Raw genomic sequence first — 26,818 nt, 5'->3', positions numbered from 1 at the left:
CCCCAGCGCCACGATGAGAGTCGCGCCTGACGATCCTTAAAAGCCCGTCGGCTTCTGAAGCCGATTTTTATGTCAGGATCTTCGCCAGGCCGGTAGGCCGTTCACGTCATCCGTTGTTCAGCTATCGCAAAACCTGAAGGGTGAATTGTGGTACTGCAACAACCGCAGGGTCAGGCGTTCAAGGCGTCTGGCCCTGCTTCATATTGCGCATGGTGAGCCGCTATCGCCCAAGCGATACGCGCCAGTTTGTTGGCCAGGGCACAGGCCACCACATTCGAGTGTCGTCGGCGCAGCAGCGCTCGCACCCAGTCGGCCAAAGCCCCCTTCTGATGATCCAGCCTCTGCATGTAAACCCTGGAGCATTGCACCAGCAGTTGCCGCAGGTGCTTGTCACCCCGCTTGCTGATCCCCAACAAATTGGCTTTGCCGCCCGTGCTGTACTGTCGCGGCACCAAGCCCACTGAAGCCGCAAAATCGCGACTGCATCGGTATTGCTTGCCATCGCCCATTTCTACAGCCAGAAGGCTGGCGGTGATCGGACCGACACACGGCATGCTAAGCAAACGGCTCCCCAGATCATCGTCGGCCAGCTGGCAAGCCAGTTGTTTGTCCAGTTCCTTGATCTGTTCATCCAGGTAAACGAAGTGATCGTGCAGGCGTTGCAACAGCACTGTCAGCCGCACAGGCAGCTCATGCTCGGCCAAAACAGCTGCCAAACGCTTCATGATGGCTGAGCCTTTGGGCAGGCTGATGCCAAATTCCAGCAGGAAACCGTGCATCTGATTGGCTGTCTTGGTGCGGTCATGCACCAACGACTCGCGCATGCGATGCAGGACAGACAGGGTTTGCTGAGACTCGGTTTTAGGCGTAACGAAGCGCATGGACGGACGGGAAGCCGCCTCGCAAATGGCCTCTGCGTCGATAAAGTCATTTTTGTTGCCCTTGACGAAAGGGCGGACAAACTGCGGTGAAATCAACTTGGTCGTATGCCCCATCGCCGCAAGCTGACGGGCGATGAAGTGAGAGCCGGCACAGGCTTCCGTTACCACGACGCAGCTCGGCAAGTTGCCGAAGAACCGCATCATCTGCGCTCGCGAGAGCTTTTTGCGAAACACCTCGCGGCCCGATTTGTCTTGGCCCAGAAGGTGGAAATTATGTTTGCCGAGATCGATCCCGATCAGCGCTGACTCGCTCATGATGATGGCCTCCAAAAACAAAACACCCTGCGAAAGCGTAGCCCTCGCAGGGTGTGGGGGTGACCATCTCATTAGCCCGTCTCCTGCGAGACGGGCATTTTTTTACGCGGCAGGAGCGCTTAGCCGCGGTATTCGCACAGGTAAGCGGTGTCCACGGCGACTTTCAGCTGGAACTTGCTGTTGGCCGGTACGTTGAACTGGCTGCCGGCGGCGAAGGTTTCCCAGTCGCTGCTGTCGGGCAGCTTGACGGTCAGGGCGCCGGACACCACGTGCATGATTTCACGCTGGGCGGTGCCGAATTCGTATTCACCCGGGGCCATGACACCAATGGTCGCCGGACCTTCTGCGGTGCCGAAAGCGATCGACTTGACGGTGCCGTCGAAGTACTCGTTGACTTTAAACATGGGCGAATCCTCGGAAAAGGGTCTGGAAAGGTCGGCCAGTATGCCCAAGGGCAGGGGAGCTGCCTAGACCGGCAAAATCAGCGGCAGCAGGCGGGCGGTGTTGCGCGCATCTTCCAGCGCCCGGTGTTGCTGGCCATGGAACTGCATCCCCGCCAATTGCAGGGCACCATTGAGCCCCAGGGGTTTGTCCAGGCGCCGCGCCTTGGCGAAGCGTTGCTTGAGGTTGACGTGGGGCGTGTGGGCGAGGGCGCTGCTCAGGCCATGACGCTGCCATTCCAGTTCCAATTGCTGGCGGTCGTAGTCACCCCAACTGGCCCAGCCCTCCAGGCGGGGTTGATGCTGGCCCAGCCAGCGCTCGAACAGCGGCCACACCTCGGTGATGGGCGCGGCGCCGTCGATGTTCGCCTGGGTGATATGGGTCAGCTTGCGGCAGAACGGCGTCAGCAAGGGGCGCCGCAGCGGCCGCACAAAGCGCTGGAAATGGTCCAGTTCGCGGCCCTGTCGGTTGACCAGGCTCGCACCGATCTCGATGACTTCCATCTCCGTCACGGGCCAGCCGCCGTCATCCGTTGTGGCCTCAAGGTCAATAATCAGCCAATGATGCATGGTGCAGGTTCCCGTACTCTTCCCTTCCTGATGGGGATAGAGCGTAGCCCGGTCGCGTAGTTCCGCGCTGTTTTTGATTGAGGCCGGGCTTATTCGATCTCCAGCAGCACCTGGCGATTGCGCACCTGGTCTCCGGCGATCACCTGCACGTCCTTGATCACGCCATCCATGCCGGCTTTCAGCGGGTGCTCCATTTTCATCGCTTCGAGCACCAGCAACAGCTGGCCTTTGCTGACGCAGTCACCGGCCTGGACACGCACATCGACGATGGCACCGTCCATCGGCGCCTTGAGCGTGCCGCTGTTGGCCTGGGCCTGGCGGCTCGCGACCTGCTGCGTGCGGTCAACCACGCTGACACCCGGCAACCAGGCATGGGCGCCGTCAAGGTGGTAGGCGAGGCGGCGGCGAATGCCGTTGATCACCAGGGTGGCCCAGCGGCCGTCGGTGCGAAGGTCCTGGATGTCGACGCCATCGATGTGCAGCCGGTGATCGGCCAGCACACTGAGGGTGACGTGGTGAACGGCATCGTTGACGCTCAGTTGGTAGGTACAGGGGACAGTGGCGTTGTTGCGCCAGCCTGCCAGGTCCCGGCGATGCTCGGCGGCGCTGCGTTGGTAGAACAGTGTGGCAGCCAGGGCGATCTGTTCTGCGCTGGCGGTCACGGGCGGGATAGTGCTGAAGTGCTTGGCGATAAACCCGGTGCTGACGTCGCCCTGGATAAAGTCCGGATGCCCGAGCAGGTCGGCCAGTAGCCGCTGATTGCTCGCAACCCCGAGCAGCACCGTGTCTTGCACCGCCCGCAGCAGTTTGCGCCGTGCCTCTTCACGGGTGGCACCATGGGCGATGAGTTTGCCGAGCATCGGGTCGTAGAACGGGCTGATCTTTTCGCCTGTGCACAACCCATGATCGATCCGGATGCCGGGGGCCGGCTCCCAACGCAGCACCTCGCCGGTCTGCGGCAAAAAGCCCTGGGCCGGGTCCTCGGCATACAGGCGTACTTCCATGGCGTGGCCGCTGAGCGTCACTTGTGATTGCAGCAGCGGCAGCGGTAGGCCGGCGGCGACTTGCAGTTGCCAGTCCACCAAGTCGAGCCCGGTGATCAGCTCGGTAACCGGGTGCTCCACTTGCAGGCGCGTGTTCATTTCCAGGAAGTAGAACTGGCCGTTGCGGTCGAGCAGGAACTCCACGGTACCGGCGCCCACGTAATTCACTGCGCGCCCGGCCTTGAGCGCCGCTTCGCCCATGGCCTGGCGCAGTTCGGGCGTCATCACCGGGCACGGCGCTTCTTCAATGATTTTCTGATGGCGGCGCTGGATCGAGCAGTCGCGTTCGCCGAGATAGACCAGGTTGCCGTGGCTGTCGCCGAACAGTTGGATCTCGACGTGGCGCGGGTCGATCAGCGCCTGCTCGAGGATCAACTCGTCGCTGCCAAAGGCATTGCGGGCTTCCGAACGTGCGGTGTGGAGGTTGTCCAGCAAGGACGCGGGATCGTGCACCAGGCGCATGCCACGCCCCCCACCGCCGGCGCTGGCCTTGATCATCAGCGGGTAGCCGATGCGCTGGGCTTGCGCCTGCAAGGTGGCGTCGTCCTGGGCGCTGCCTTGGTAGCCGGCGATACAGGGCACGCCAGCCTCCAGCATGGCGAGTTTGGACAGGCGCTTGCTGCCCATCAGTTCGATGGCCTCGACGCTGGGGCCGATGAAGATCAGGCCGGCGTCTCGGCACGCGCGGGCGAAGTCGGGGTTTTCCGAGAGGAAGCCGTAGCCGGGGTGGATGGCGTCGGCGCCGGTCTTTTCGGCGGCCGCGAGGATGGCCGGGATATTGAGGTAGGACTGTTGTACCGGGGCGGGGCCGATGTGCACCGCTTCGTCGGCCATCTGCAAGTGCAGGGCCTGGGCGTCGGCGTCGCTGTAGACGGCGACGGTGCGGTAGCCCATTGCCTGGGCCGTGCGTTGGATGCGGCAGGCGATTTCGCCGCGGTTGGCGATCAGGATCTTGGTGAGCTGGGGCATTGGATTATCCCTTGGGTTATGCGGTGTCGGTTCCGGCCTCATCGGGGGCAAGTCGAATCGTCGCACCACCAATCCACAGGCGGCGCGGAAAAAAATGTGGGAGGGGCGGTGCGACGATTCGACTTGCCCCCGATGACGTCACTTGCACCACCGAGGCTTTCTCTTCTGCACAAACGCCTGCGTCCCCTCAATCCCTTCTTCACTGGTCACCGCCTCGGCAAACCACTGCGCCGCCTGGTCCAGCAGCGGCCCCAACGGCTGCTCCACACTGGCCAGCAACAGCGCCTTGGTGCGCGCGTTGGCGCCTGGTGCGCAGCGCAGCACTTGCCCCAATACCTCATCCAAACGCTCCGCCAACGCCTGCGGATCGCGCTCGGTGAAGTGCACCAGCCCCAGCCGTTCAGCTTCCAGTCCATCAAAGCGTGCGGCGGTGAGTGCCAGTCGCCGCGCCTGGGTCAGGCCGATACGCTTGACCACGAACGGCGCAATCTGTGCCGGCAGCAACCCCAGGCTGGTCTCCGGCAAACCGAACTGCGCCTGGTGATCGGCAATCGCGATGTCACTCACGCAGGCCAACCCGAACCCACCGCCCAGCACTGCGCCTTGCAGCACCACGATGACCACTGGCGACGCGGCTTCCACGTCTTGCAGCAAAGCGCCAAAGGCCCGGTTCAGCGCCTGCAATTGATCGCCTGCGCTGACCAGATCCTTCACATCGGCACCGGCGCAAAAGTGTCCGCCTGCGCCACTGATCACCACCGCGCGCACCTGGCTGTCCAACCCCGCCAGCACCGCGCGCAGTTCATTGACCATTTCCAGGCTCATTGCATTGCGGCTTTCCGGCCGGTTGAGGGTGATATGCAGCACCCCGTTATGCGGTTCGAGCAGCAGGGTGTTCATGGTTTTTTCCCCGGCAGGGTGCCCATCAGTTTGCAGATAATGCCCAGCATGATCTCGTCGGCACCGCCGCCAATCGATACCAGGCGCACATCGCGATAGGCGCGGGCCACCGGGTTGTCCCACATAAAGCCCATGCCACCCCAATACTGCAGGCAGCTGTCGCTGACTTCACGGCCCAGGCGCCCGGCCTTGAGCTTGGCCATGGAGGCCAGGCGCGTGACGTCCTGGCCTTTGATGTATTGCTCGGTGGCCTGGTAGACCAAGGCGCGCAGGCATTCGATTTCGGTGGCAAGTTCAGCCAGGCGAAAGTGAATCACCTGGTTGTCGATCAGCGCCTTGCCGAACGTCTGGCGCTCTTTACAGTAGTCGATGGTGCTGTCGATGCAGTACTCCAGGCCCTTGATCATATTGGCCGCGCCAAACAGGCGTTCTTCCTGGAATTGCAGCATCTGCATCATAAAGCCGGCCCCCTCATGGCCAATGCGATAACGCTGCGGCACGCGCACGCCATCGAAAAATACCTGGGCGGTCTCGGAGCTGTGCATACCGAGTTTTTCCAAGGGCGGGCTGACGCTGATGCCCGGGGTGTTCATCGGCACCATGATCAGCGACTTGTTGATATGCGGCTTGTCGTCGGAGGTGTTGGCCAGCAGACAGATAAAGTCGGCGCTGGGGGAATTGGTGATCCACATCTTGCTGCCGTTGATCACGTAGTCGTCGCCGTCCTTGCGCGCATGGGTCTTCAGCCCGGCCACATCGGAGCCCGCACCGGTTTCCGAGACGCCGATGCAGCCCACTTGTTCGCCGCTGATGGCCGGGCGCAGGAATTCGTCGCGCAATTCGTCGGAGCCGAAGCGGGCGAGGGCGGGCGTGCACATGTCGGTCTGCACGCCGATGGACATGGGAATGCCCCCGCAGCGTATGGTGCCGAACTCTTCGGCGGCGACGATCGAGTAGCTGTAGTCCAGGCCCATCCCGCCGAATTGCTCGGGCTTGGAAATGCCCAGCAGGCCGAGGTCGCCGGCCTTGCGGAAGAGGTCGTGGATGGGGAAGCGGCCGGCTTTTTCCCATTCGTCGACGTAGGGGTTGATCTCACGGTCGACGAAGGCGCGGACGGTGCGGCGCAGTTCCTGATGTTCCTGGGTGAAGATCATTGTGCTTATTCTCCGGTTAGAAACGCGCCACGCCAAAGCTGTTCGGCTGCAACTCCCGCACTTCGGCTTCATCACAGATATCCAGCAGAAAACCCAGCAGCGTGCGGCTATCCCGTGGGTCGATCAGCCCGTCATCCCACAGGTTCGCGCTGCCATACAGCGCGGTGGATTGACTCTCGAGCTTCTGTGCAGTGACTTGCTCCAGCATATCCAGCACCTTGGGGTCCGGCACCAGGCCGTTCTTCAGTTGTTTGGCCTCGGTGACAATCCGCAGCACCTTGCCGGCTTGCGCGCCGCCCATCACGGCGGTGCGGCTGTTGGGCCAGGCGAAGATAAAGCGTGGGTCGAGGCCGCGTCCGCACATCGCATAGTTGCCGGCGCCGTAAGAGCCGCCGACCACGAGGGTGAGTTTAGCGACGCGTGCATTGGCCACGGCCTGGATCATCTTGGCGCCGTGCTTGATCACGCCTTGTTGCTCCGACTCGGTGCCGACCATAAAACCGGTGGTGTTGTGCAGGAACAGCAGCGGCGTACGGCTCTGGTCGCACAGCTGGATAAACTGCGCGGCCTTGCTGGCGCCCTTGGGGGTGATCGGGCCGTTGTTGCCGATGACGCCGACGGCCCGCCCCTGGATGTGCAGGTGACCGCAGACGGTGTGGGGGTCGAACTCGCCCTTGAACTCCAGGAAGTTCGAACCGTCGCCCAGGCGTGCGAGGATTTCGCGCACGTCATAGGGTTTTTTCGGGTCGTCGGGGATCAGTCCCAGCAAGTCGTCGGCCGGGTACAGCGGCTCCTGATAAGCCCGCTTGGGCGCAGGCGGCAGGCGATCATTCCAAGGCAGCAGGCTGACAATCTCGCGCACGATGCGTATGCCGTCGGCGTCGTTTTCAGCCAGGTATTCGGCGGTGCCTGCGGTTTGCGCGTGCATTTGGGCACCGCCCAGTTCCTCGTCGCTGGCGACTTCGCCGGTCGCTGCCTTGAGCAGCGGCGGCCCAGCCAGGAATAGCTTGGCCTTACCGCGCACCACCACCACGTAATCCGACAGCCCCGGCTGGTAGGCGCCGCCCGCCGTGGCCGAGCCGTGTACCACGGTGATCTGGGGCAGGCCCATGGCGGACATGCGCGCCTGGTTGGCGAAGCTGCGTGCGCCTTCGACGAAAATATCTGCCGCGTAGTTGAGGTTGGCACCGCCGCTTTCAGCGAGGGTCACCACCGGCAGCTTGTTCTCCATGGCGATCTGTTGCAGGCGCAGGGATTTTTTCAAACCGGTAGGCGAAATGGTGCCGCCCTTGATCGCACTGTTGTTGGCCACCACCAGCACGCGCACACCGCTGACGTAGCCGATGCCGGCGATCAAACCGCCACCGGCCGCGCTGCCGTCCTTGTCGTCGTGGAGCTTGTAGCCGGCGAGGCTGGCCAGTTCCAGGAACGGCGCGCCGGGGTCCAGCAGCCGGTTGAGGCGCTCGCGGGGCAGCAGTTGGCCACGTTGGTCGAACTTGGGCTTGGCCTCCTGGGCCTTGCTGAGCAGGGCATCTTCCAACTGGCGCCACTGCGCGATGGTGGCGAGCAGGGCTTCGCGGTTCTGTGCGAACTGCGGGCTGTGGGCATCGATCGAGCTTTCAATCACGGGCATGGTTTATTGCTCCGCCTTGAGCACGTCCGGCAGGTACGCGCGGTGGAAACCATTGAACGGCGCGCTCGGTGGGTGCGCCTTGTGCAGCGGCCAGGCGCGGTTGCCCAGGCTGGCGGCGCCGTCGATGCGCAGGGTGCTGCCGCTGATGAAGGCCGCGGCGGGGCTGAGCAGGAACACGATGGCCGCACTGACTTCCGACTCGGTGCCGATGCGCTTGAGCGGCACGTGTTCGCGCAGGGTCGGGATCACGGCCTTGAACGCGCCTTCGTAGGTGTCCATGCCGCTGGAGGCAATCCAGCCCGGCGCTACCGCGTTGACCCGCACCCCGGCGTAACCCCATTCGAACGCTGCGGTCTTGGTGAAGTTGTCCATGCCCGCACGCGCCGCACCCGAATGGCCCATGCCGGGCATGCCGCCCCACATGTCCGCGAGCATGTTGACGATGGCGCCGCCGTGTTTGCTCATCGACTGGTTGAACACCTCGCGCGCCATCAGGAAGCCGCCGACCAGGTTGGTGCGCAGTACGGTTTCGAAGCCTTTTTGATTGATCGACGCGAGCGGCGACGGGTACTGGCCGCCGGCGTTGTTGACCAGCCCATGGATCGGGCCGTGGTCATTGAGGACCTGCGTGACCAGCGCTTTCACCGCCTCTTCATCGCGAATATCGCAGGCCAGCCCGTGGGCGCTGCCACCGTCTTCGGCAATTTCCGCCGCGACCTTTTGCAGTTTTTCCGGCTTGCGCCCGACCAGGATCACCTGGGCACCGAGGGCTGCCAGTTCATGGGCGGTGCAGCGGCCAATGCCGCTGCCGCCGCCGGTGACAATCACGGTGTGACCCTGGAACAGGTTGGCTTTGAAGATCGAGTCGAAGGCCACGGCGACATTCCTTTTATTGGCATTGATCGGCGATGTGTTGCGGCACGGCGATGGGGATTTCCAGCAGTTGCTGGGCAAAGGCCTTGCCTTGCGGGTCAATGCGCAGGCTGGCGATACCGCCGCCGCCCAGGGCATTTTCCAGCAGGAAGTTGAGGCTGTGGCTGCCCGGCAGGTACCAACGTTCGACACGGCCGTGGAGCGGGTCGAGTACGTGGCTCATCCAGTCGACGACCACGGCTGGGGTCAGGGTCTCGGCGATCCACGGCAGGTACGCCGGGTCGCGTGCGATCACCCCGATATTGCTGTGGTTGCCCTTGTCGCCAGAGCGCGCCACGGCGAGTTTCACCAGGGACACGCTGGCGTCGGCACGGCCCTCGGGCATGGGTGGGTCGACGGGGGCGGAGGGCGTGCCCAGCGCATCGCGGGTGGGCAGTTCGCAGGTGTGACGCTGGCCCTGGACGTCGATGAGCAACGCGCACGCAGACTTATCGACCAGGAATGAAAACAGTCGAATCAGCGGATACACCGTCGGCCGCCCACCGACAATCCCGGTCAGCCCCGGCGCCATGCCGGTGGCCGCCTGGGCGATCTCGCGGGCGAACAGCGCCAGTGCCTGCTTGCTCGGGTGCCGCACCGCGATCTTCACCACCACTTCGCGGCAGTCATGGCGTTGGGCGTGGGCGCCGTAGGTGGCTTCACTGCCGAGCAATTCGATATTCACCTCGGTGTAGGGCGCCCAGCCTTGTTGGCTGAACAGTTCCGAGGTCTTGTGGATGATCGCCTGGCTGACCCGCTCGGCCTTGGCCACCGCGTCGATCCCGGCGATCAGGCAACTGGCGGTGCAGCGAAAACCATCGGGGTAGGTGGCGCTGACTTTGTATTGAGCGGTGGGCGGCAAGCCCTTGGCGCCATGCAGGCGCACGCTGTGCTTGCCTTGCTGGTGCAATTTGACCTGGCTGAAATCGCAGATCACGTCGGGCAATAGGTAAGCGCGGGGGTCGCCGATTTCGTAGAGCAGTTGTTCGGCCACGCTCAGTTCGCTGATCAGCCCGCCGCTGCCTTCGACTTTATTGACGGTGAACTGGCCGTCGGCGCTGACTTCAACAATGGGGAAACCGATGTGTTCGTAGTCCGGCACGTCGCGCCAGTCGGTGAAGTTGCCGCCGGTGCACTGGGCGCCGCACTCGATGATATGCCCGGCCAGGGCGGCCTGGGCGAGGCGGTCGTAATCCTGCCAGGACCAGTTGAATTCATGCACCAATGCCGCACTGACCACCGCGCTGTCGACCACCCGGCCGGTGATGACGATATCGGCGCCCAGCTTCAGCGCCTGGGCAATGCCCGGTGCGCCCAGATAGGCGTTGGCAGACACGCACAGGGGCGGCAGGGGCGCGCCGTTGAACATGTCAGTGATGCCTTGCAGGTGCGGGAGTTGGGCGTGCAGGTCATCGCCCAGCAGCACCGCGATTTTCAGCGGCACGTGGGCCTTGTCACAGGCCGCTTGCAGGGCGGCGGCGCAGGCGTGCGGGTTGATCCCGCCGGCATTGCTGATCACGCGGATGCCCTGGCGCTGGATATCGCCCAGCAACGGCGCGAGGACCTCGACAAAGTCCGTGGCGTAGCCGGCCTGGGGATCTTTCATCCGGGCGCTGGCCAGGATCGACATCGTGACTTCCGCGAGGTAGTCGAACACCAGGTAATCCAGCTTGCCGCCGTGCACCAACTGGGCAGCGGCAGTGCAGGTGTCGCCCCAGAAGGCACTGGCGCAGCCGATACGAACCGTCTTGCTCATGAGAAATCCTTCCTCGAATGGCTGGCTTCGATCCTACCAAGCAAGCGCTTGGTTTGTAAACTTCGGATACAAGTTTTAGCCAAGCGCTTGCTTGGGTGGCGGCCACGGCCTAAATTGCCGCCCAAGACGTCAAAGAAGTAGAGGAGAGCAGCATGGATGAGCACAAAGCCCTGCGGGTGATGCGCACCATGGTCGACGGCGGCCAATTGACCGACCCCGACAGTGCCCGGGGCAAGTTGCTGCAAACCGCGGCTCACCTGTTTCGTAACAAGGGCTTCGAACGCACCACCGTGCGCGACCTGGCCAGCGCCGTTGGCATTCAGTCCGGCAGCATCTTTCATCACTTCAAGAGCAAGGACGAGATCCTGCGCGCGGTGATGGAAGAAACCATCCACTACAACACCGCGTTGATGCGGGCGTCGCTGGAAGAAGCGACGAACGTGCGCGAGCGTGTGTTGGCGCTGATTCGCTGCGAATTGCAGTCGATCATGGGCGGCAGCGGCGAGGCGATGGCGGTGCTGGTATACGAATGGCGCTCGCTGTCGGCCGAAGGCCAGGCCCAGGTGCTGGCCCTGCGTGATGTGTATGAGCAACTCTGGTTGCAGGTGCTGGGCGAGGCCAAGGCCGCCGGCTATATCAAGGGCGATGTGTTTATTGCCCGGCGCTTTCTCACGGGGGCCTTGTCCTGGACCACCACCTGGTTCCGTGCCGAGGGCAGCCTGACCCTTGAACAATTGGCCGAAGAGGCTTTGTTGATGGTGTTGAAGGCCGATTAAGGCGCAAGCTGTTAATTTGGCGGTGGAAAAGTTGTCTCGCCAGACAAAAACGCCTAGCTTATCGCCATCAGAATAGTGAACGGTGTGTGCCTCGATGTTTTCGCCATGGCGGCTGGCTGCAGGACTTTCTTTATGGGCACTGGGCACCGCAGGGTGGATGCCAGCTTCGGCCGCGCAATTGGTGAGGATTGGCGCCGCGCATTTCCCGCCCTACACCGTACGCCCTGAGCAGGGCGCAGACACCGGTTTGCTGCCGCAACTGGTGGAAGCGCTGAACGCTGCGCAGGCGGACTACCAATTTGTGCTGGTCCCCACCTCCATCCCCCGGCGTTTCCGGGATTTCGAGCAAGGCCGGGTGGACATGGCGATCTTCGAAAACCCGGACTGGGGCTGGCAGAAGATTCCCCACACCAGTGTCGACATGGGGCTTGAAGATGCCGAAGTGTTCGTCGCCCAGCATGAACCCGACCGCGATCAAAGCTATTTCAACGACCTGACCGGCAAGCGCCTGGCGGTGTTCAGCGGTTATCACTACGCCTTCGCCAACTTCAACGCCGACCCCAGGTACATGGCCGAGCACTTCAACGCGACGCTGACCTACTCCCATGACAGCAACCTGCTGATGGTCGCCCGTGGCCGTGCCGATATCGCGCTGGTCACGCGCTCATACCTGAGTGACTTCATGGTGCGCAATGCCGAGATGGCGGGGCAGTTGATGGTGTCGGAGCGCATTGATCAGGTGTACCACCATTACGCCTTGCTGCGACCCAAGGCGCCGATCAGCGGGCCGGCGTTTGCCGAACTGCTCAAACGTTTACGTGATAACGGCGAGATGTTGAAGATTTTCGAGCCGTATCGCATTGATGTGATGGCCGTGCCCTGACCTTGGCCAGGGTGGGGGTGGCCTCAGTCAGACCCGCCGCGCAAACGTATCGCTATGGTTGCCCGACACCTTACGGCAATGCACCAGCGCATCACGGATCATGAAGTTCACCAGGGTTGGCGACACACCCAGTTCCTTGGCGATGTCCTTTTGCGGCACGCCGTGCAGGCGGTACATCTCGAATGCATAGCGGGTGCGCTGGGGCAGCTCCGTCAGGGCGTCGGCGATGTTTTCCAGGGTGTTGAAATTGATGTGGGTGGTTTCCGGTGATGCGCCATGAATCACCACATTCAAGCCTTCCTCTTCGGTGCCCGAGTACTTGAGCTCCAGGGCTTGCTTGCGGTAGTGATCGATCGCCAGGTTGCGCACGATCTGGAACAGGTAACTCAACTGGGCCTTGAACGATGAGGTGATCGTCGGTGCCGATTGCAGCCGGAAGTAGGCGTCCTGCACCACATCTTCGGCCCGGGAGCGGCACCCGGTAATTCGTGCTGCGATCTTTACCAGGATCAGCCGATTGTCGACGAATGCCTGGAGCAGCGGTGAGTCGCACCTGCCTGTGGATACTTGTTCCGTCATGGAAATCACCTTGTCGCTAAAGAGGTTAGGGGAGGGCGTCCTTGCTGAGGCCTCCTACACATCGGGCAACAAATTATGCTTAATGATAATGATTGTCAAATGAGAAGGCGAACTAATCTTATGCCTTTGCGGAAGGTGTGAGCCACGTCTCGCTCGCCCCCGGCGACTAATTATTTGCCGGTGCCGTCCGTTCTTCTGGGTGACAGGTCCGTTAGTAAAACGGCCAAGGATCAGCACCCGCAGGAGGGCGAGATGGGTTTCTATCGTGCATACAGCGTGATTCAGTGTGGGGGCCACCGGCGATGAGTGCGCCGACTCGACTGCGCCTGTTTTGCCTGCCTTATTCAGGGGCCAGCGCCATGGTCTACGTGCGCTGGCGCCGCGCCCTGCCGGAGTGGTTGCAAGTGTGCCCGCTGGAGTTGCCCGGGCGTGGCATGCGCATGGACGAGCCGTTGCAGCGTGATATCAAGGTATTGGCCGCGCAGTTGGCGGATGAAATCAGTCGCGACCTGGACGGCCCCTACGCGCTGTTCGGTCACAGCCTGGGTGGCCTGCTGGCCTTCGAGCTGGCGCATGCGCTGAACGCACGCCATGTGCCTGCGCCGCTGGCATTGTTCGCCTCCGGCACCGCCGGGCCCGCGCGCCGTGATGTCAGTGAATACGCCATTGAAAAGACCGATGAGCAACTGATCGCCCGCCTGCGCGAACTGCAAGGCACCGCCGAAGAAGCCCTGGCCAATCCCGAGTTGATGAAATTGATGCTGCCGATCCTGCGCGCCGATTTCCTGCTGTGCGGCAGTTTCACCTATGGCCAGCGCACGCCGCTGGACATGCCGATCCATGTGTTCGGCGGCAAGCAGGACAGTGTGCGTGCCGACCAATTGCTCGATTGGCAGGCCGACGCCGCCAGTGGCTTTTCCCTGGATATGTTCGACGGCCACCACTTCTTTCTCGTGCAGCACGAAAGCGCCGTGCTGCGCTGCCTGCGGCGTTATGCCGACGAGCACCTGGCCCGCTGGCGCAATGGCACGGCGCGGCAACTGGCCGCCGGCTGAACGCCCCCTCCCATTCCCGAATTTCCCGTAAGCCGATTTCAGGCAGGAACCCCAAGATGGACGCCTTCGAACTTCCCCGCACCCTGGTCCAGTCCCTTCAACAGCGTGCCGAGCAGACCCCGGACCAAGTGGCCCTGCGCTTTCTCGCCGAGTCCGCCGAACAGAGCATCGTGCTCAGTTACCGCGACCTGGACCTGCGCGCCCGCACCATCGCCGCCGCCCTCCAGGCCAACGCAACGTTGGGCGAGCGTGCGGTGCTGCTGTTCCCCAGCGGCCCGGACTATGTCGCGGCGTTCTTCGGATGCCTGTACGCCGGCATCATTGCAGTGCCGGCCTACCCGCCGGAGTCCACCCGCCGGCATCACCAGGCGCGCCTGCTGTCGATCATCGCCGACGCCGAGCCGCGCCTGCTGCTGACCATCGCCAGCCTCGGCGATGGCTTGGCGCAGCTCGAAAACGCGCCGCCGGTGTTGAGTGTCGACACCCTGGACGCACAAATCGCGGACAGCTGGCGCGCCCCCGACCTGCAACCCGACGACATTGCCTTCCTGCAATACACCTCTGGCTCCACCGCGTTGCCGAAGGGCGTACAAGTCAGCCACGGCAATCTGGTTGCCAATGAAGTGCTGATCCGCCGAGGCTTCGGCATCGACGTGAACCCGGACGATGTGATCGTCAGCTGGCTGCCGCTGTACCACGACATGGGCCTGATCGGCGGCCTGCTGCAACCGATTTTCAGCGGCGTGCCCTGCGTACTGATGTCGCCGGCGTACTTCCTCGGCCGGCCGCTGCGTTGGCTGGAAGCGATCAGCGAATACGGCGGTACCATCAGCGGCGGCCCGGATTTCGCCTACCGTTTATGCAGTGAGCGGGTCAGTGAGTCGGCGTTGGCGCGTCTCGACCTGAGCCAGTGGCGCGTGGCCTATTCCGGCTCCGAGCCGATCCGCCTCGACACCCTGGAACGCTTCGCCGAGAAATTCGCCCGTTGCGGTTTCACCGCGAACAGCTTCTTCGCCTCCTACGGCCTGGCCGAAGCGACCCTCTTTGTCGCCGGTGGCCGCCGTGGCCAGGGCATCCCCGCGCTGCGTGTCGACGAACAGGCGTTGGCCGCTAACCGCGCCGAACCAGGGCAGGGCAGTGCGATCATGAGTTGCGGCACGAGCCAGCCGGACCATGGGGTGCTGATCGTCGACCCGCACACCTTGAGCGAACTGGCCGACAACGGCGTCGGCGAAATCTGGGCCAGCGGGCCGAGCATCGCCCATGGCTACTGGCGCAACCCCGAAGCCAGCGCCAAGACCTTCGTACAGCACGCCGGCCGCACCTGGCTGCGCACCGGTGACCTGGGCTTTATCCGCGAGGGCGAGCTGTACATCACCGGCCGCCTGAAAGACCTGCTGATCGTGCGCGGGCACAACCTGTATCCCCAGGACATCGAGCAGACCATCGAGCGCGAAGTGGAAGTGGTGCGCAAGGGTCGCGTTGCGGCGTTCGCGGTGAATGACCAGGGCCAGGAAGGTATTGGCATTGCGGCGGAAATCAGCCGCAGCGTGCAGAAGATCTTGCCGCCTGAAGCGCTGATCAAAGCCATCCGCCAGGCCGTGGCCGAGGCCTACCAAGAGGCGCCGTGCGTGGTGCTGCTGCTCAACCCCGGTGCCTTGCCCAAGACCTCCAGCGGCAAGCTGCAACGCGCGGCCTGCGCGGTGCGTCATGCCGATGGCAGCCTCGATAGCTATGCGCAGTTCCCCGACCTGCATGCGCCGGCGCCTAATGCGGCGCAGGGGTCGGAGCTGCAAAGCCGGATCGCGGCGATCTGGTGCGAACAGTTGCACGTGGCGAGCGTGGCGGCCGACGATCACTTCTTCCTGCTCGGCGGCAACTCCATCACCGCCACCCAGGTGGTCGCGCGCCTGCGCGAAGACCTCGGCCTGGAGCTGAACCTGCGCATGCTGTTCGAAGCCCCGACCCTGGAAGGCTTTGCCGCGCATATCGCGCAATTGCAACAGGACGGTGGCGTTGCCCAAGGCGCGATCCACACCCTATCGCGCGACGAAGACCTGCCCCAATCCCTGGCCCAGAATCGCTTGTGGATCACCTGGCAACTGGATCCCCTGAGCAGCGCCTACACCATCCCCGGCGCCCTGCGTTTGCGTGGCGAGCTGGATGAGGACGCGGTACGTGCCAGCTTCCAGCACTTGATCCAGCGCCACGAAGCCCTGCGCACACGTTTCTATGAGCGCGATGACCAAGCCTTCCAGCGTGTGGACGCCAACAGCGATTTCGATCTGCACGTCATCGACCTCAGCCACCTGCCCGCCGCCGAACGTGACGCCCGCGCGCAACAGATCCGCGAGGACGAAGCGCGTACCCAGTTCGACCTGGAAAACGGCCCGCTGCTGCGGGTGACCCTGGTACGCCTGGAGGATGAAGATCATCAACTGCTGGTGACGCTGCACCACATCATTGCTGACGGCTGGTCGCTGAATCTGCTCATCGACGAGTTCTCGCGACTGTATGCCGCCGCTGCCCAGGGCCAAACCCTGGCGTTGCCACCCCTGGCTTTGCAGTACGCCGACTACGCAAGCTGGCAACGCCAATGGCTGGCCGAAGGCGAAGGCCAGCGCCAACTGGCGTACTGGAAAGCGCAACTGGGGGAGGAGCATCCGGCCTTGAGCCTGGCCACCGACCACCCGCGCTCGGCGCAGCAACACCACACTGCTTCACGCCACAGCGTGCGCCTGGGCGCCAGCCTCAGCGAAGCGATTCGCCAGACTGCCCAGTCCCATGAGTCCACGCCATTCATGCTGTTGCTGGCGGCGTTCCAGACCTTGCTCTATCGCTACAGTGGCCAGCGCGATATCCGCATTGGCGTGCCCAACGCCAACCGCCCACGCCAGGAAACCCAGGGCCTGGTCGGTTTCTTTATCAACACGCTGGTGCTGCGCGCCGAACTGGACGGGCGTTTGCCGTTCAACCAGCTATTGGCCGCGACACGCCAGGCCGCCTTGGGCGCCCAGGCGCATCAGGACTTGCCCTTTGAACAACTGCTGGAGGCGTTCCCGCAGGCCCGCGAACAGGGTTTGTTCCAAGTGATGTTCAACCACCAGCAACGCGACCTGAGTGCCTTGCGCCGCCTGCCGGGCATGCTTGCCGACGAGCTGCCGTGGCACAGCCGCGAAGCCAAGTTCGACCTGCAACTGCACACTGAAGAAGACCGCAATGGGCGCCTGGGACTGTCGTTCGACTACGCCGATGAACTGTTCGAGCCTGCGACGATCCAGCGCCTGGCCGAACACTTCATCCACCTGCTGCACGCGATCTGCGAGCATCCGCAGCGTGCCCTCGGCGACCTCAAGCTGATGCAGCAGGACGAACAGCAAGCGTGGAGCCAGGCGCCGTGTGCCCCCGCTCAACAATGGCTGCCCGAACTGCTCAACCCATCTGTCTCTGATAACACCGCGCTGGTCTGGCAGGACGGCAGCCTGACGTTCGCCCAACTGCATACCCAGGCCAACCGCCTGGCCCATTACCTGCGCGACAAAGGCGTTGGCCCGGACGTGTGCGTGGCCATCGCTGCCGAGCGGTCGCCGCAGTTGCTGATCGGCCTGCTGGCGATCATCAAGGCCGGCGGTGCCTATGTGCCGCTGGACCCGGACTACCCCGCCGAGCGCCTGGCCTACATGCTCCGGGACAGCCGCGCGCACCTGCTGTTGACCCAGACCGCCTTGCTCGAACACCTGCCGACGGCCGATGGCGTGTGCGTGATCGCCATGGACAGCCTGCACCTCGACAGTTGGCCGACCCAGCCCCCTGGCCTGCACCTGGAGGGTGACAACCTCGCCTACGTGATCTACACCTCCGGCTCCACCGGCCAGCCCAAGGGCGTGGGCAACACCCATGCGGCCCTGGCCGAACGCTTGCAATGGATGCAAGCCACCTATCAGCTCAACCACACGGATGTGCTGATGCAAAAGGCGCCGATCAGTTTCGACGTGTCAGTGTGGGAATTCTTCTGGCCGCTGATCACCGGCTGCCGCCTGGTGCTGGCCGGCCCTGGCGAGCATCGTGATCCGCACCGTATCGCGCAGTTGGTCCAGGAACACGGCGTGACCACGCTGCACTTCGTGCCGCCGCTGTTGCAGCTGTTTATCGATGAACCGTTGGTGGCCGAATGCACCAGCCTGCGCCGCCTGTTCTCCGGTGGTGAAGCCTTGCCCGCCGAGCTGCGCAACCGCGTATTGGCGCAGTTGCCGGCGGTGCAATTACACAATCGTTATGGCCCGACCGAGACCGCGATCAACGTGACGCACTGGCACTGCCGCATGGAGGATGGCGAGCGCTCGCCGATTGGCCGCCCGCTGGGCAATGTGATCTGTCGCGTGCTGGATGAGCAGCTCAACCCCGTGCCCGTTGGCGTGCCGGGTGAGCTGTGCATCGGTGGCATTGGCCTGGCGCGGGGTTACCTCGGTCGTCCTGGGTTGACCGCTGAGCGCTTTGTCGCCGACCACCAAGGTGCGCGCCTGTACCGCACCGGTGACCGCGCCCGGTGGAGCGCCGACGGTGTGCTTGAGTACCTCGGCCGTCTCGACCAACAGGTCAAGCTCCGCGGTTTCCGGGTGGAGCCGGAAGAAATCGAAGCGCGCCTGCTCGCCCTGGACGGCATCGCCCAGGCCGTCGTGCTGGTGCGTGACGCACAGTTGATCGGCTACTACACCGCCCATGCCGAGCTGGACGAACAGCAGGTCAAAACTGCCCTGGCCGCCGAGCTGCCGGAGTACATGGTGCCCGCCCTGCTGATGCGTCTGGACGCCATGCCCCTGAGCCCGAGCGGCAAGCTCGACCGCCGCGCTTTGCCGGAGCCGGTGTGGCAAACCCGTGAGCACGTCGAGCCTGAAACGCCGCTGCAACAGCAGATCGCCGCGATCTGGCGCGAGGTCCTTGGCCTGCCGAAGATCGGCCTGCACGATGACTTCTTCGCCCTGGGCGGCCACTCGCTGCTGGCCACGCAAATCATCTCCCGTACCCGCCAGGCCTGTGACGTCGAGCTGCCGTTGCGCACGTTGTTCGAAGCCAGCGAGTTGGGCGCTTTTGCTGAACAGGTCGGGCTGATCCAGGCGTCGGGGCAACGCAACCAACAAACCACCATCGCCAAGGTCGACCGCAGCGAACCGGTGCCGTTGTCCTATTCCCAGCAGCGCATGTGGTTCCTCTGGCAGATGGAGCCGGACAGCCCGGCCTACAACGTCGGCGGCATGGCGCGCCTGCGCGGGGTGCTGGATGTGGGGCGTTTCGAGGCGGCGTTGCAAGCCTTGATCATGCGCCATGAAACCTTGCGCACCACCTTCCCGAGTGTCGATGGCGTGGCCTATCAGAAGGTCGCGCCGCAGTCCGGCGTGCGCATGGGCTGGCAGGATATCTCGGCGCTCTGCGAAACCGAGCGCCAGCAACGCTTGCAGCAGCTGGCCGACCATGAAGCCCACACACCGTTCAACCTGGAAACCGGCCCGCTGCTGCGCGCGTGCCTGGTCAAGGCCGGTGAGCAGGAGCACTACCTGGTGCTGACCCTGCACCATATCGTCACCGAAGGCTGGGCCATGGACATCTTTGCCCGTGAACTCAGCGCGTTGTACGAAGCCTTTATCGACGAGCGCGACTCGCCGCTGGCGCCGTTGCCCGTGCAATACCTCGACTACAGCGTGTGGCAACGCCAATGGCTGGAAGCCGGCGAACGCCAACGCCAGCTGGATTACTGGACCGCGCAACTGGGTCATGAGCACCCGCTGCTGGAACTGCCCGGCGACCGCCCACGGCCACCGGTACAAAGCCATCGTGGCGAGCTGTACCGTTTCGAATTGAGCGATGACCTGGCGGCCCGCGTGCGCGCCTTCAACGCCGAACGCGGCCTGACCCTGTTCATGACCATGACCGCCACCCTGGCCGTGTTGCTCTACCGCTACAGCGGCCAGACCGACTTGCGCATCGGCGCCCCCGTGGCCAACCGGATTCGCCCGGAAAGCGAAGGGCTGATTGGTGCGTTCCTCAATACCCAGGTGCTGCGTTGCCAGCTCAATGGGCAGATGACTGTGGGTGAGTTGTTCGAACAGGTGCGTCACACCGTGATCGAGGGCCAGTCCCATCAGGACCTGCCGTTCGACCATCTGGTCGAAGCCTTGCAACCGCCGCGCAGTGCGGCGTACAACCCGCTGTTCCAGGTGATGTGCAACGTGCAGCGTTGGGAGTTCCAGCAGAGCCGCCAACTGGCCGGCATGACGGTCGAGTACCTGGCCAACGATGCGCGCGCGACCAAGTTCGACCTCAACCTGGAAGTCACCGACCTTGACCATCGCCTGGGGTGCTGCCTGACCTACAGCACCGACTTGTTCGATGAGCCGCGCATTGCGCGGATGGCCGAGCATTGGCGCAATCTGTTGCAAGCGTTGATCGCCAGCCCCGAGCAGCGTCTGAGCGAATTGCCGTTGCTCAGCGCCACGGAGCAGCGCGCGTTGCAGGACAGCCTGGGCGTCGAAGCGGGCGAGCACCGCCTTGATCAGTGCATTCACACGCTGTTCAGCCAACAGGCAAAAGCCCGTGGCGATGCGCCCGCGCTGACCTTCGCCGGCGTTACCCTCAGCTACCGCGAGCTGGACGCCCGTGCCAACCGCCTGGCCTGGATGCTGCGCGAGCGTGGTGTCGGCCCGCAGGTACGCGTCGGCCTGGCGTTGCCGCGTTCGCTGGAAATGGTCATCGGCCTGTTGGCGATCCTCAAGGCGGGCGGTGCTTATGTGCCGCTCGACCCGGAATACCCGCTGGACCGCCTGCACTACATGATCGAAGACAGCGGAATTGGCCTGCTGCTCAGCGATGCAGCGATGTTCGAAGCCCTGGGTGAACTGCCGGCGACCGTGGCCTGCTGGTGCCTGGAAGATGACCTTCCGGTGCTGGAGAATTACCCGGCCGATGAACTGCCCTTTATCAGCCTGGCGCAGCACCAGGCCTACCTGATCTACACCTCCGGTTCCACCGGCAAGCCCAAGGGCGTGGTGGTGTCGCACGGCGAAATCGCCATGCACTGCCGGGCCGTGATCGAGCGCTTCGGCATGCGCCCGGACGACTGCGAACTGCACTTCTATTCGATCAACTTCGACGCCGCTACCGAACGTTTGCTGGTGCCGTTGCTCTGCGGTGCGCGGGTGGTATTACGCGCCCAGGGCCAGTGGGATGCAGAAGAGATCTGCGCGCTGATCCGTACCCATCGCATCAATATCCTCGGCTTTACGCCGAGCTACGGCAGCCAGTTGGCGCAGTGGCTGGCCACCCAGCACCAGACGTTGCCGGTGCGGATGTGCATCACCGGTGGCGAGGCTTTGACCGGCGAACACTTGCAGCGCATCCGCGCAGCGTTCCAGCCGCAGGTGTTTTTCAACGCCTATGGGCCGACCGAAACCGTGGTGATGCCGCTGGCCAGCCTCGCGCCCGAGCAGTTGGAGGAGGGCGCCGGCAGCGTACCGATCGGCAGCATCATCGGGGACCGCGTGGCGTACATTCTCGACGCCGACCTGGCCTTGGTGCCGCAAGGTGCGACGGGTGAACTGTATGTCGGCGGCGCCGGCCTGGCCCAGGGGTATCACCAGCGTCCGGGCATGACCGCCGAACGCTTCGTGGCCGATCCCTTCGCGCGTGACGGCGGGCGTCTTTATCGCACCGGCGACCTGGTGCGCCAACGCGCCGATGGTCTGGTGGAGTACCTGGGGCGGATCGACCATCAAGTGAAGATTCGTGGCTTCCGTATCGAACTGGGCGAGATCGAAACCCGCCTGCTGGAGCACCACGCCGTACGCGAGGCCGTGGTGCTGGCGCTGGATTCGCCCAGCGGCAAACAGCTGGTGGCCTACCTGGTCAGCGATGCCGAGCACGGCGCATTACGCGATGCGCTCAAGGCGCATCTCAAGGCGCAACTGCCGGACTACATGGTGCCCGCGCACCTGATCGTGCTGGACAGCATGCCGTTGACCGCCAACGGCAAGCTCGACCGGCGTGCCTTGCCGCAACCGGACCCGGAAGCCAACCGCCAACAGTACGTGGCCCCGCGCAACGCGTTGGAAAGCACCCTGGCCGCGATCTGGTGCGCCGTGTTGAACGTGCCGCAAGTCGGCCTGGACGATAACTTCTTTGAACTGGGCGGCGACTCGATCCTGTCGATCCAGGTGGTCAGCCGTGCGCGGCAGGCGGGGATTCACTTCAGCCCCCGCGACCTGTTCCAGCACCAGACCGTGCAAACCCTGGCGGCGGTTGCCACGCTCGTCGAGCAAGTGACGGCCGAGCAGGGCGTGCTCACCGGCAGCTCGGGCCTGACGCCCATCCAGCAGTGGTTCTTCGATACCCCGATTCCCGAACGTCAGCATTGGAACCAGGCGCTTGTCCTCAAGCCCCTGCAACTGCTCGAGCCCCATCGCCTGGAGCAAGCGCTGTTGGCGGTGCTGGAACACCACGACGCGCTGCGCCTGAGCTTCAGCCAGCGCGACGCGCAATGGCACGCCGAGCACTTGGCCGTGCCCCAGGGCGGCGTGCTGATGCAGGCGCACGTGCACGATATGGCGCAGTGCACCGCGCTGTTCACCGAGACCCAGCGCAGCCTCGACCTGGCGCACGGCCCGCTGTTGCGCGCCTTGCTGGTGGATGGCCCGCAAGGGCAACAGCGCCTGCTGATCGCTATCCATCACCTGGTGGTCGATGGCGTGTCGTGGCGGGTGCTGCTGGAGGATCTGCAAAACGTCTATCGCCAACTGAGCAAAGGCCAGTCCGTCAGCCTGCCGGCCAAGACCAGCGCCCTGCGTGACTGGGCTGCGCGCTTGCAGGCTTATGCCCACAGTGAATCCCTGCGCGAGGAATTGACGGTATGGCAGGCTCAATTGGCCGGCCCGGCCGTGGCATTGCCGGTGACGCGTCCTCTAGGCGCGCTGCGTAATCGGGATGCGGATACCGTCAGCGTGCGCCTGGATGCCGAACACACCCGCCAGTTGCTGCAACAGGCCCCCAGCGCCTACCGCACCCAGGTCAATGACCTGCTGTTGACCGTGCTGGCCCGTGTGGTGTGCCGCTGGAGTGGGCATGATTCGGCGCTGATCCAGCTGGAAGGCCATGGTCGTGAAACCCTGTTCGATGATATCGACCTGACCCGTAGCGTCGGCTGGTTCACCAGTGCTTATCCGCTGCGCCTGACCCCACTGGCGGAGCAGGGCGCTTCGATCAAGGCGATCAAGGAGCAACTGCGCGGCATCCCCCACAAGGGCCTCGGCTATGGCGTGCTGCGTTACCTGGCGGACGACCTGTGCAAGCAGACCCTGGCCGGGCTGCCCAGCGCCGGCATCACCTTCAACTACCTCGGTCAATTCGACCAGAGCTTTGGCGCCGATGCGCTGTTCCACCCGCTGGACGAGTCTGCCGGCCTGGCCCATGACCCGGATGCACCGTTGCCCAACGAACTGAGCATCGACAGCCAGGTGTACGGCGGTGAGCTGGTGCTGCGCTGGACCTTCAGCCGCGAACGCTTCGATCGGCAGACTCTCCAGGCTCTGGCCGATGCCTACCTGGCCGAACTGCGCAGCCTGATTGCGCACTGCCTCAGGGACGATGTTGGCGGTTTCACGCCGTCGGACTTCCCCCTGGCGCACTTGAGTCAGGCGCAACTGGACAGCTTGCCGGTACCCGCCAGCGTCATCGAAGACGTCTACCCGCTGACGCCAATGCAGGAGGGTTTGCTGCTGCACACCCTGCTGGAACCGGGCACGGGTCTCTACTATATGCAGGACCGCTACCGCATCGACAGCGCCCTGGACCCTGAGCGTTTCGCCCAGGCCTGGCAGGCGGTGATCGCCCGGCATGAAGCCTTGCGTGCCTCGTTCTGTTGGAACGTTGGCGAAGACATGCTGCAAGTGATCCATCAGCCGGGCAGTACGCCGATTGAGTACCTGGATTGGAGTGCTGATCCAGAAAGCGAGCAGGAGCCGCGTCTGCAAGCGCTGCTCAAGAAGGAGCGCGAAGCCGGTTTCGATCTGCTCAACCAGGCGCCGTTCCACCTGCGCCTGATCCGCGTCGGCGCCGAGCGCTACTGGTTCATGATGAGCAACCACCACATCCTCATCGATGCGTGGTGCCGCTCGTTGTTGATGAATGACTTCTTCGAGATCTACATGGCCCTGGGCGAAGGGCGCGAGGCACAACTGGCCACGCCGCCGCGTTATCGCGACTACATTGCCTGGCTGCAACGCCAGAACCTGAGCGAAGCACGCCAGTGGTGGCAGCAGAACCTGCAAGGCTTCGAGCGCACCACGCCGATCCCGAGCGACCGGCCATTCCTGCGTGAACATGCCGGCCATAGCGGTGGCATGGTGGTGGGCGACTGCTACACCCGTCTCGAGGCCCGCGACGGTGCGCAACTGCGCGAGTTGGCGCAGGCCCATCAACTCACCGTCAACACCTTCGCCCAGGCTGCATGGGCGTTGGTGCTGCGCCGCTTGAGCGGCGATCGTGACGTGCTGTTCGGCGTCACCGTGGCTGGGCGCCCGGTGGACATGCCCGAGATGCAGCGCACCGTCGGCCTGTTCATCAACAGCATCGCCCTGCGGGTAAAACTGCCCGAGGACGACCAGCGTTGCAGCGTGCGCCAGTGGTTGAGCGGCTTGCTCGACAGCAATATGCAACTGCGCGAGTACGAATACCTGCCGCTGGTGACGATCCAGGAACACAGCGAGTTGCCCAAGGGCCAGCCGCTGTTCGACAGCCTGTTCGTGTTTGAAAATGCCCCGGTGGAAGTCTCGGTACTGGATCGCGCACAAAGCCTGAATGCCACCTCGGACTCCGGCCGCACCCACACCAACTTCCCGCTGACGGCCGTGTGCTATCCGGGTGATGACCTGGGGTTGCACCTGTCTTACGACCAGCGTTACTTCGACGAAACCACCGTGCAAGGCATGCTCGGCGAGTTCAAGCGTTTGCTGCTGGCATTGATGCACGGGTTCCATGGCGACATGGCCGACCTGCCGCTGATGGGCGAGCAGGAACGTGCGTTCCTGTTGCACGGCTGCAACCAGAGCGCGCACGCCTACCCGCTGGAACGCAGTTATGTCGAACTGTTCGAAGCGCAGGTCGCCGCCCATCCACAGCGCATTGCCGCCAGTTGCCTGGACCGACAGTGGACCTATGACGAATTGAACCGTCGCAGTAACGGGCTCGGTCACGCGCTGATCGCGGCGGGTGTCGGCCTGGACCAACCGGTGGCGTTGCTGGCCGAGCGTAGCCTTGACTTGCTGGGCATGATCATCGGCAGCTTCAAGGCCGGTTCCGGTTACCTGCCGCTGGACCCCGGCCTGCCGAGCCAGCGTTTGCGCAGCATCATCGACCTGAGCCGTACGCCGTTGCTGGTGTGCACCGAGGCGTGCCGCGAGCAGGCCATTGCGTTGCTGGACGGTTTTGACTGTCAGTTGCTGGTATGGGAGGAAGTGCCGTCCCGGGGTGCCAACCCTGGTGTCTACAGCGCACCGTACAACCTCGCCTACGTGATCTACACCTCGGGCTCCACCGGTTTGCCCAAAGGGGTGATGGTCGAGCAGCGCGGCATGCTCAATAACCAGTTGAGCAAAGTGCCTTACCTGCAACTGAGCGAGACGGATGTGATCGCCCAGACGGCCTCGCAAAGCTTCGATATTTCCGTGTGGCAATTCCTTGCCGCGCCGCTGTTCGGGGCGCGGGTGGATATTGTGCCGAACACCATCGCCCACGATCCCCAAGGCTTGCTGGCGCATGTTCAGACTCAAGGCATCACGGTGCTGGAAAGCGTGCCGTCGCTGATCCAGGGCATGCTGGCCGAGGAGCGCATCAGCCTCGATGGCCTGCGCTGGATGCTGCCCACCGGCGAGGCCATGCCGCCGGAGCTGGCGCACCAGTGGTTGCTGCGTTATCCGCAGATCGGGCTGGTGAACGCCTATGGCCCGGCAGAATGCTCGGACGACGTGGCGTTCTTCCGCGTCGACCTGGCCTCGACCCGTGGCACTTACCTGCCGATTGGGACGCCGACCGACAACAACCGCTTGTACCTGCTGGACGGTGCGTTGGAACTGGTGCCCCAAGGCGCGGTAGGCGAGTTGTGCGTAGCCGGTACCGGTGTGGGGCGTGGCTATGTCGGCGACCCGTTGCGCACCGCCCCAGTGTTTGTGCCGAACCCGTTCGGCGCGGCGGGCGAGCGTTTGTACCGCACCGGCGACCTGGCACGCCGTCGCAGCGATGGCGTGCTGGAGTACGTCGGGCGTATCGACCACCAAGTGAAGATTCGCGGTTACCGCATCGAGCTGGGGGAAATCGAAGCACGCCTGCACGAACAATCGGACGTGCGCGACGCGGCCGTCGGCGTGCAGGAGGGGGACAACGGCAAACACCTCGTCGGCTACCTGGTGGCCGCCGATGAAACCTTGAACCCAGGCGAGCGCCTGGACCGCATCAAGCAACGCCTGCGCGCCGAACTGCCGGAGTACATGGTGCCGCTGCATTGGCTATGGCTGGACCGCCTGCCGCTCAACGCCAACGGCAAGCTCGACCGCAAGGCCCTGCCCACCCTGGAGATCGGCCAATTGCACAGCCAGGACTACCTGGCGCCGCGCAACGCACTTGAAGCCACCTTGGCCGCGATCTGGGCCGAGGTGCTGAAAGTCGAAAGGGTAGGGGTACAGGACAACTTCTTCGAACTGGGCGGACACTCGTTGCTGGCCACGCAGATTGCCTCGCGGGTGCAGAAAACCCTGCAACGGGATGTGCCGCTGCGGGCGATGTTCGAGTGCAGCACGGTGGCGGCGTTGGCCGAGTACATCGATGGGCTGGCGGCGAATGAGATCAGCGCGCAGAAGGTGGATCGCTTGAGTGATTTGATGGCGGAGTTGGAAGGCTTGTAATTTTCGCAGCC

Annotated in this window: 14 protein-coding genes; 4 read left to right on the top strand and 10 right to left on the bottom strand. The window is 63.8% G+C overall.

What is annotated here, in order from left to right; translation table 11 throughout:
* Positions 1-170: 170 nt before the first annotated feature.
* The 9 genes from A7317_RS20610 to A7317_RS20570 all read right to left on the bottom strand — a co-directional run bounded on the left by A7317_RS20610 (position 171) and on the right by A7317_RS20570 (position 10,573).
* Positions 171-1,196, bottom strand: coding sequence for an IS110 family transposase (locus tag A7317_RS20610; RefSeq protein WP_024074122.1), 1,026 nt, complete (start codon positions 1,194-1,196; stop codon positions 171-173).
* A gap of 119 nt (positions 1,197-1,315) precedes the next feature.
* Positions 1,316-1,600, bottom strand: coding sequence for a pyrimidine/purine nucleoside phosphorylase (locus tag A7317_RS20605; RefSeq protein WP_003226701.1), 285 nt, complete (start codon positions 1,598-1,600; stop codon positions 1,316-1,318).
* 63 nt (positions 1,601-1,663) lie between these two features.
* Entirely contained in the window at positions 1,664-2,206 is a 543-nt protein-coding gene (locus A7317_RS20600; protein ID WP_024076677.1) for an exonuclease domain-containing protein, read from the bottom strand.
* Positions 2,207-2,295: 89 nt separating this feature from the next.
* Positions 2,296-4,218, bottom strand: a complete 1,923-nt coding sequence (locus A7317_RS20595; RefSeq protein WP_069076738.1) for an acetyl/propionyl/methylcrotonyl-CoA carboxylase subunit alpha — start codon at positions 4,216-4,218, stop codon at positions 2,296-2,298.
* A 138-nt stretch (positions 4,219-4,356) separates the two neighbouring features.
* On the bottom strand, positions 4,357-5,118 hold the full coding sequence (locus A7317_RS20590) for an enoyl-CoA hydratase/isomerase family protein (protein ID WP_069076737.1): 762 nt from the start codon (positions 5,116-5,118) through the stop codon (positions 4,357-4,359).
* Positions 5,115-6,272, bottom strand: a complete 1,158-nt coding sequence (gene atuD, locus A7317_RS20585; protein ID WP_069076736.1) for a citronellyl-CoA dehydrogenase — start codon at positions 6,270-6,272, stop codon at positions 5,115-5,117. Before atuD ends, A7317_RS20590 begins: the two co-directional genes overlap by 4 nt.
* Before the next feature lie 16 nt (positions 6,273-6,288).
* A complete protein-coding gene (locus A7317_RS20580; protein WP_024076673.1) occupies positions 6,289-7,905 on the bottom strand; it encodes an acyl-CoA carboxylase subunit beta in 1,617 nt (538 codons plus the stop codon).
* 3 nt (positions 7,906-7,908) lie between these two features.
* On the bottom strand, positions 7,909-8,781 hold the full coding sequence (locus A7317_RS20575) for an SDR family oxidoreductase (RefSeq protein ID WP_024076672.1): 873 nt from the start codon (positions 8,779-8,781) through the stop codon (positions 7,909-7,911).
* Between the two features lie 13 nt (positions 8,782-8,794).
* Positions 8,795-10,573, bottom strand: a complete 1,779-nt coding sequence (locus A7317_RS20570) for an acyclic terpene utilization AtuA family protein (RefSeq protein ID WP_069076735.1) — start codon at positions 10,571-10,573, stop codon at positions 8,795-8,797.
* A gap of 152 nt (positions 10,574-10,725) precedes the next feature.
* On the opposite strand from A7317_RS20570, the gene A7317_RS20565 reads away from it, so the two are divergent.
* Both A7317_RS20565 and A7317_RS20560 read left to right on the top strand, forming a co-directional pair.
* A complete protein-coding gene (locus tag A7317_RS20565; RefSeq protein WP_024076670.1) occupies positions 10,726-11,349 on the top strand; it encodes a TetR/AcrR family transcriptional regulator in 624 nt (207 codons plus the stop codon).
* Between the two features lie 94 nt (positions 11,350-11,443).
* Positions 11,444-12,232, top strand: a complete 789-nt coding sequence (locus A7317_RS20560; protein WP_024076669.1) for a substrate-binding periplasmic protein — start codon at positions 11,444-11,446, stop codon at positions 12,230-12,232.
* A 27-nt stretch (positions 12,233-12,259) separates the two neighbouring features.
* Here A7317_RS20560 and A7317_RS20555 read toward each other — a convergent pair whose 3' ends face one another.
* Complete coding sequence (locus A7317_RS20555; protein WP_024076668.1) at positions 12,260-12,811, bottom strand: RNA polymerase factor sigma-70; 552 nt, start codon at positions 12,809-12,811, stop codon at positions 12,260-12,262.
* Between the two features lie 302 nt (positions 12,812-13,113).
* On the opposite strand from A7317_RS20555, the gene A7317_RS20550 reads away from it, so the two are divergent.
* Complete coding sequence (locus A7317_RS20550; RefSeq protein WP_069076734.1) at positions 13,114-13,866, top strand: thioesterase II family protein; 753 nt, start codon at positions 13,114-13,116, stop codon at positions 13,864-13,866.
* A 56-nt stretch (positions 13,867-13,922) separates the two neighbouring features.
* Complete coding sequence (locus tag A7317_RS20545) at positions 13,923-26,807, top strand: non-ribosomal peptide synthetase (protein WP_069076733.1); 12,885 nt, start codon at positions 13,923-13,925, stop codon at positions 26,805-26,807.
* The last annotated feature ends 11 nt before the right edge of the window (positions 26,808-26,818 follow it).

This window comes from Pseudomonas fluorescens (assembly GCF_001708445.1).
GTDB lineage: Bacteria > Pseudomonadota > Gammaproteobacteria > Pseudomonadales > Pseudomonadaceae > Aquipseudomonas > Aquipseudomonas gorinensis.
This window is presented reverse-complemented; position numbering and strand designations above follow the sequence as displayed.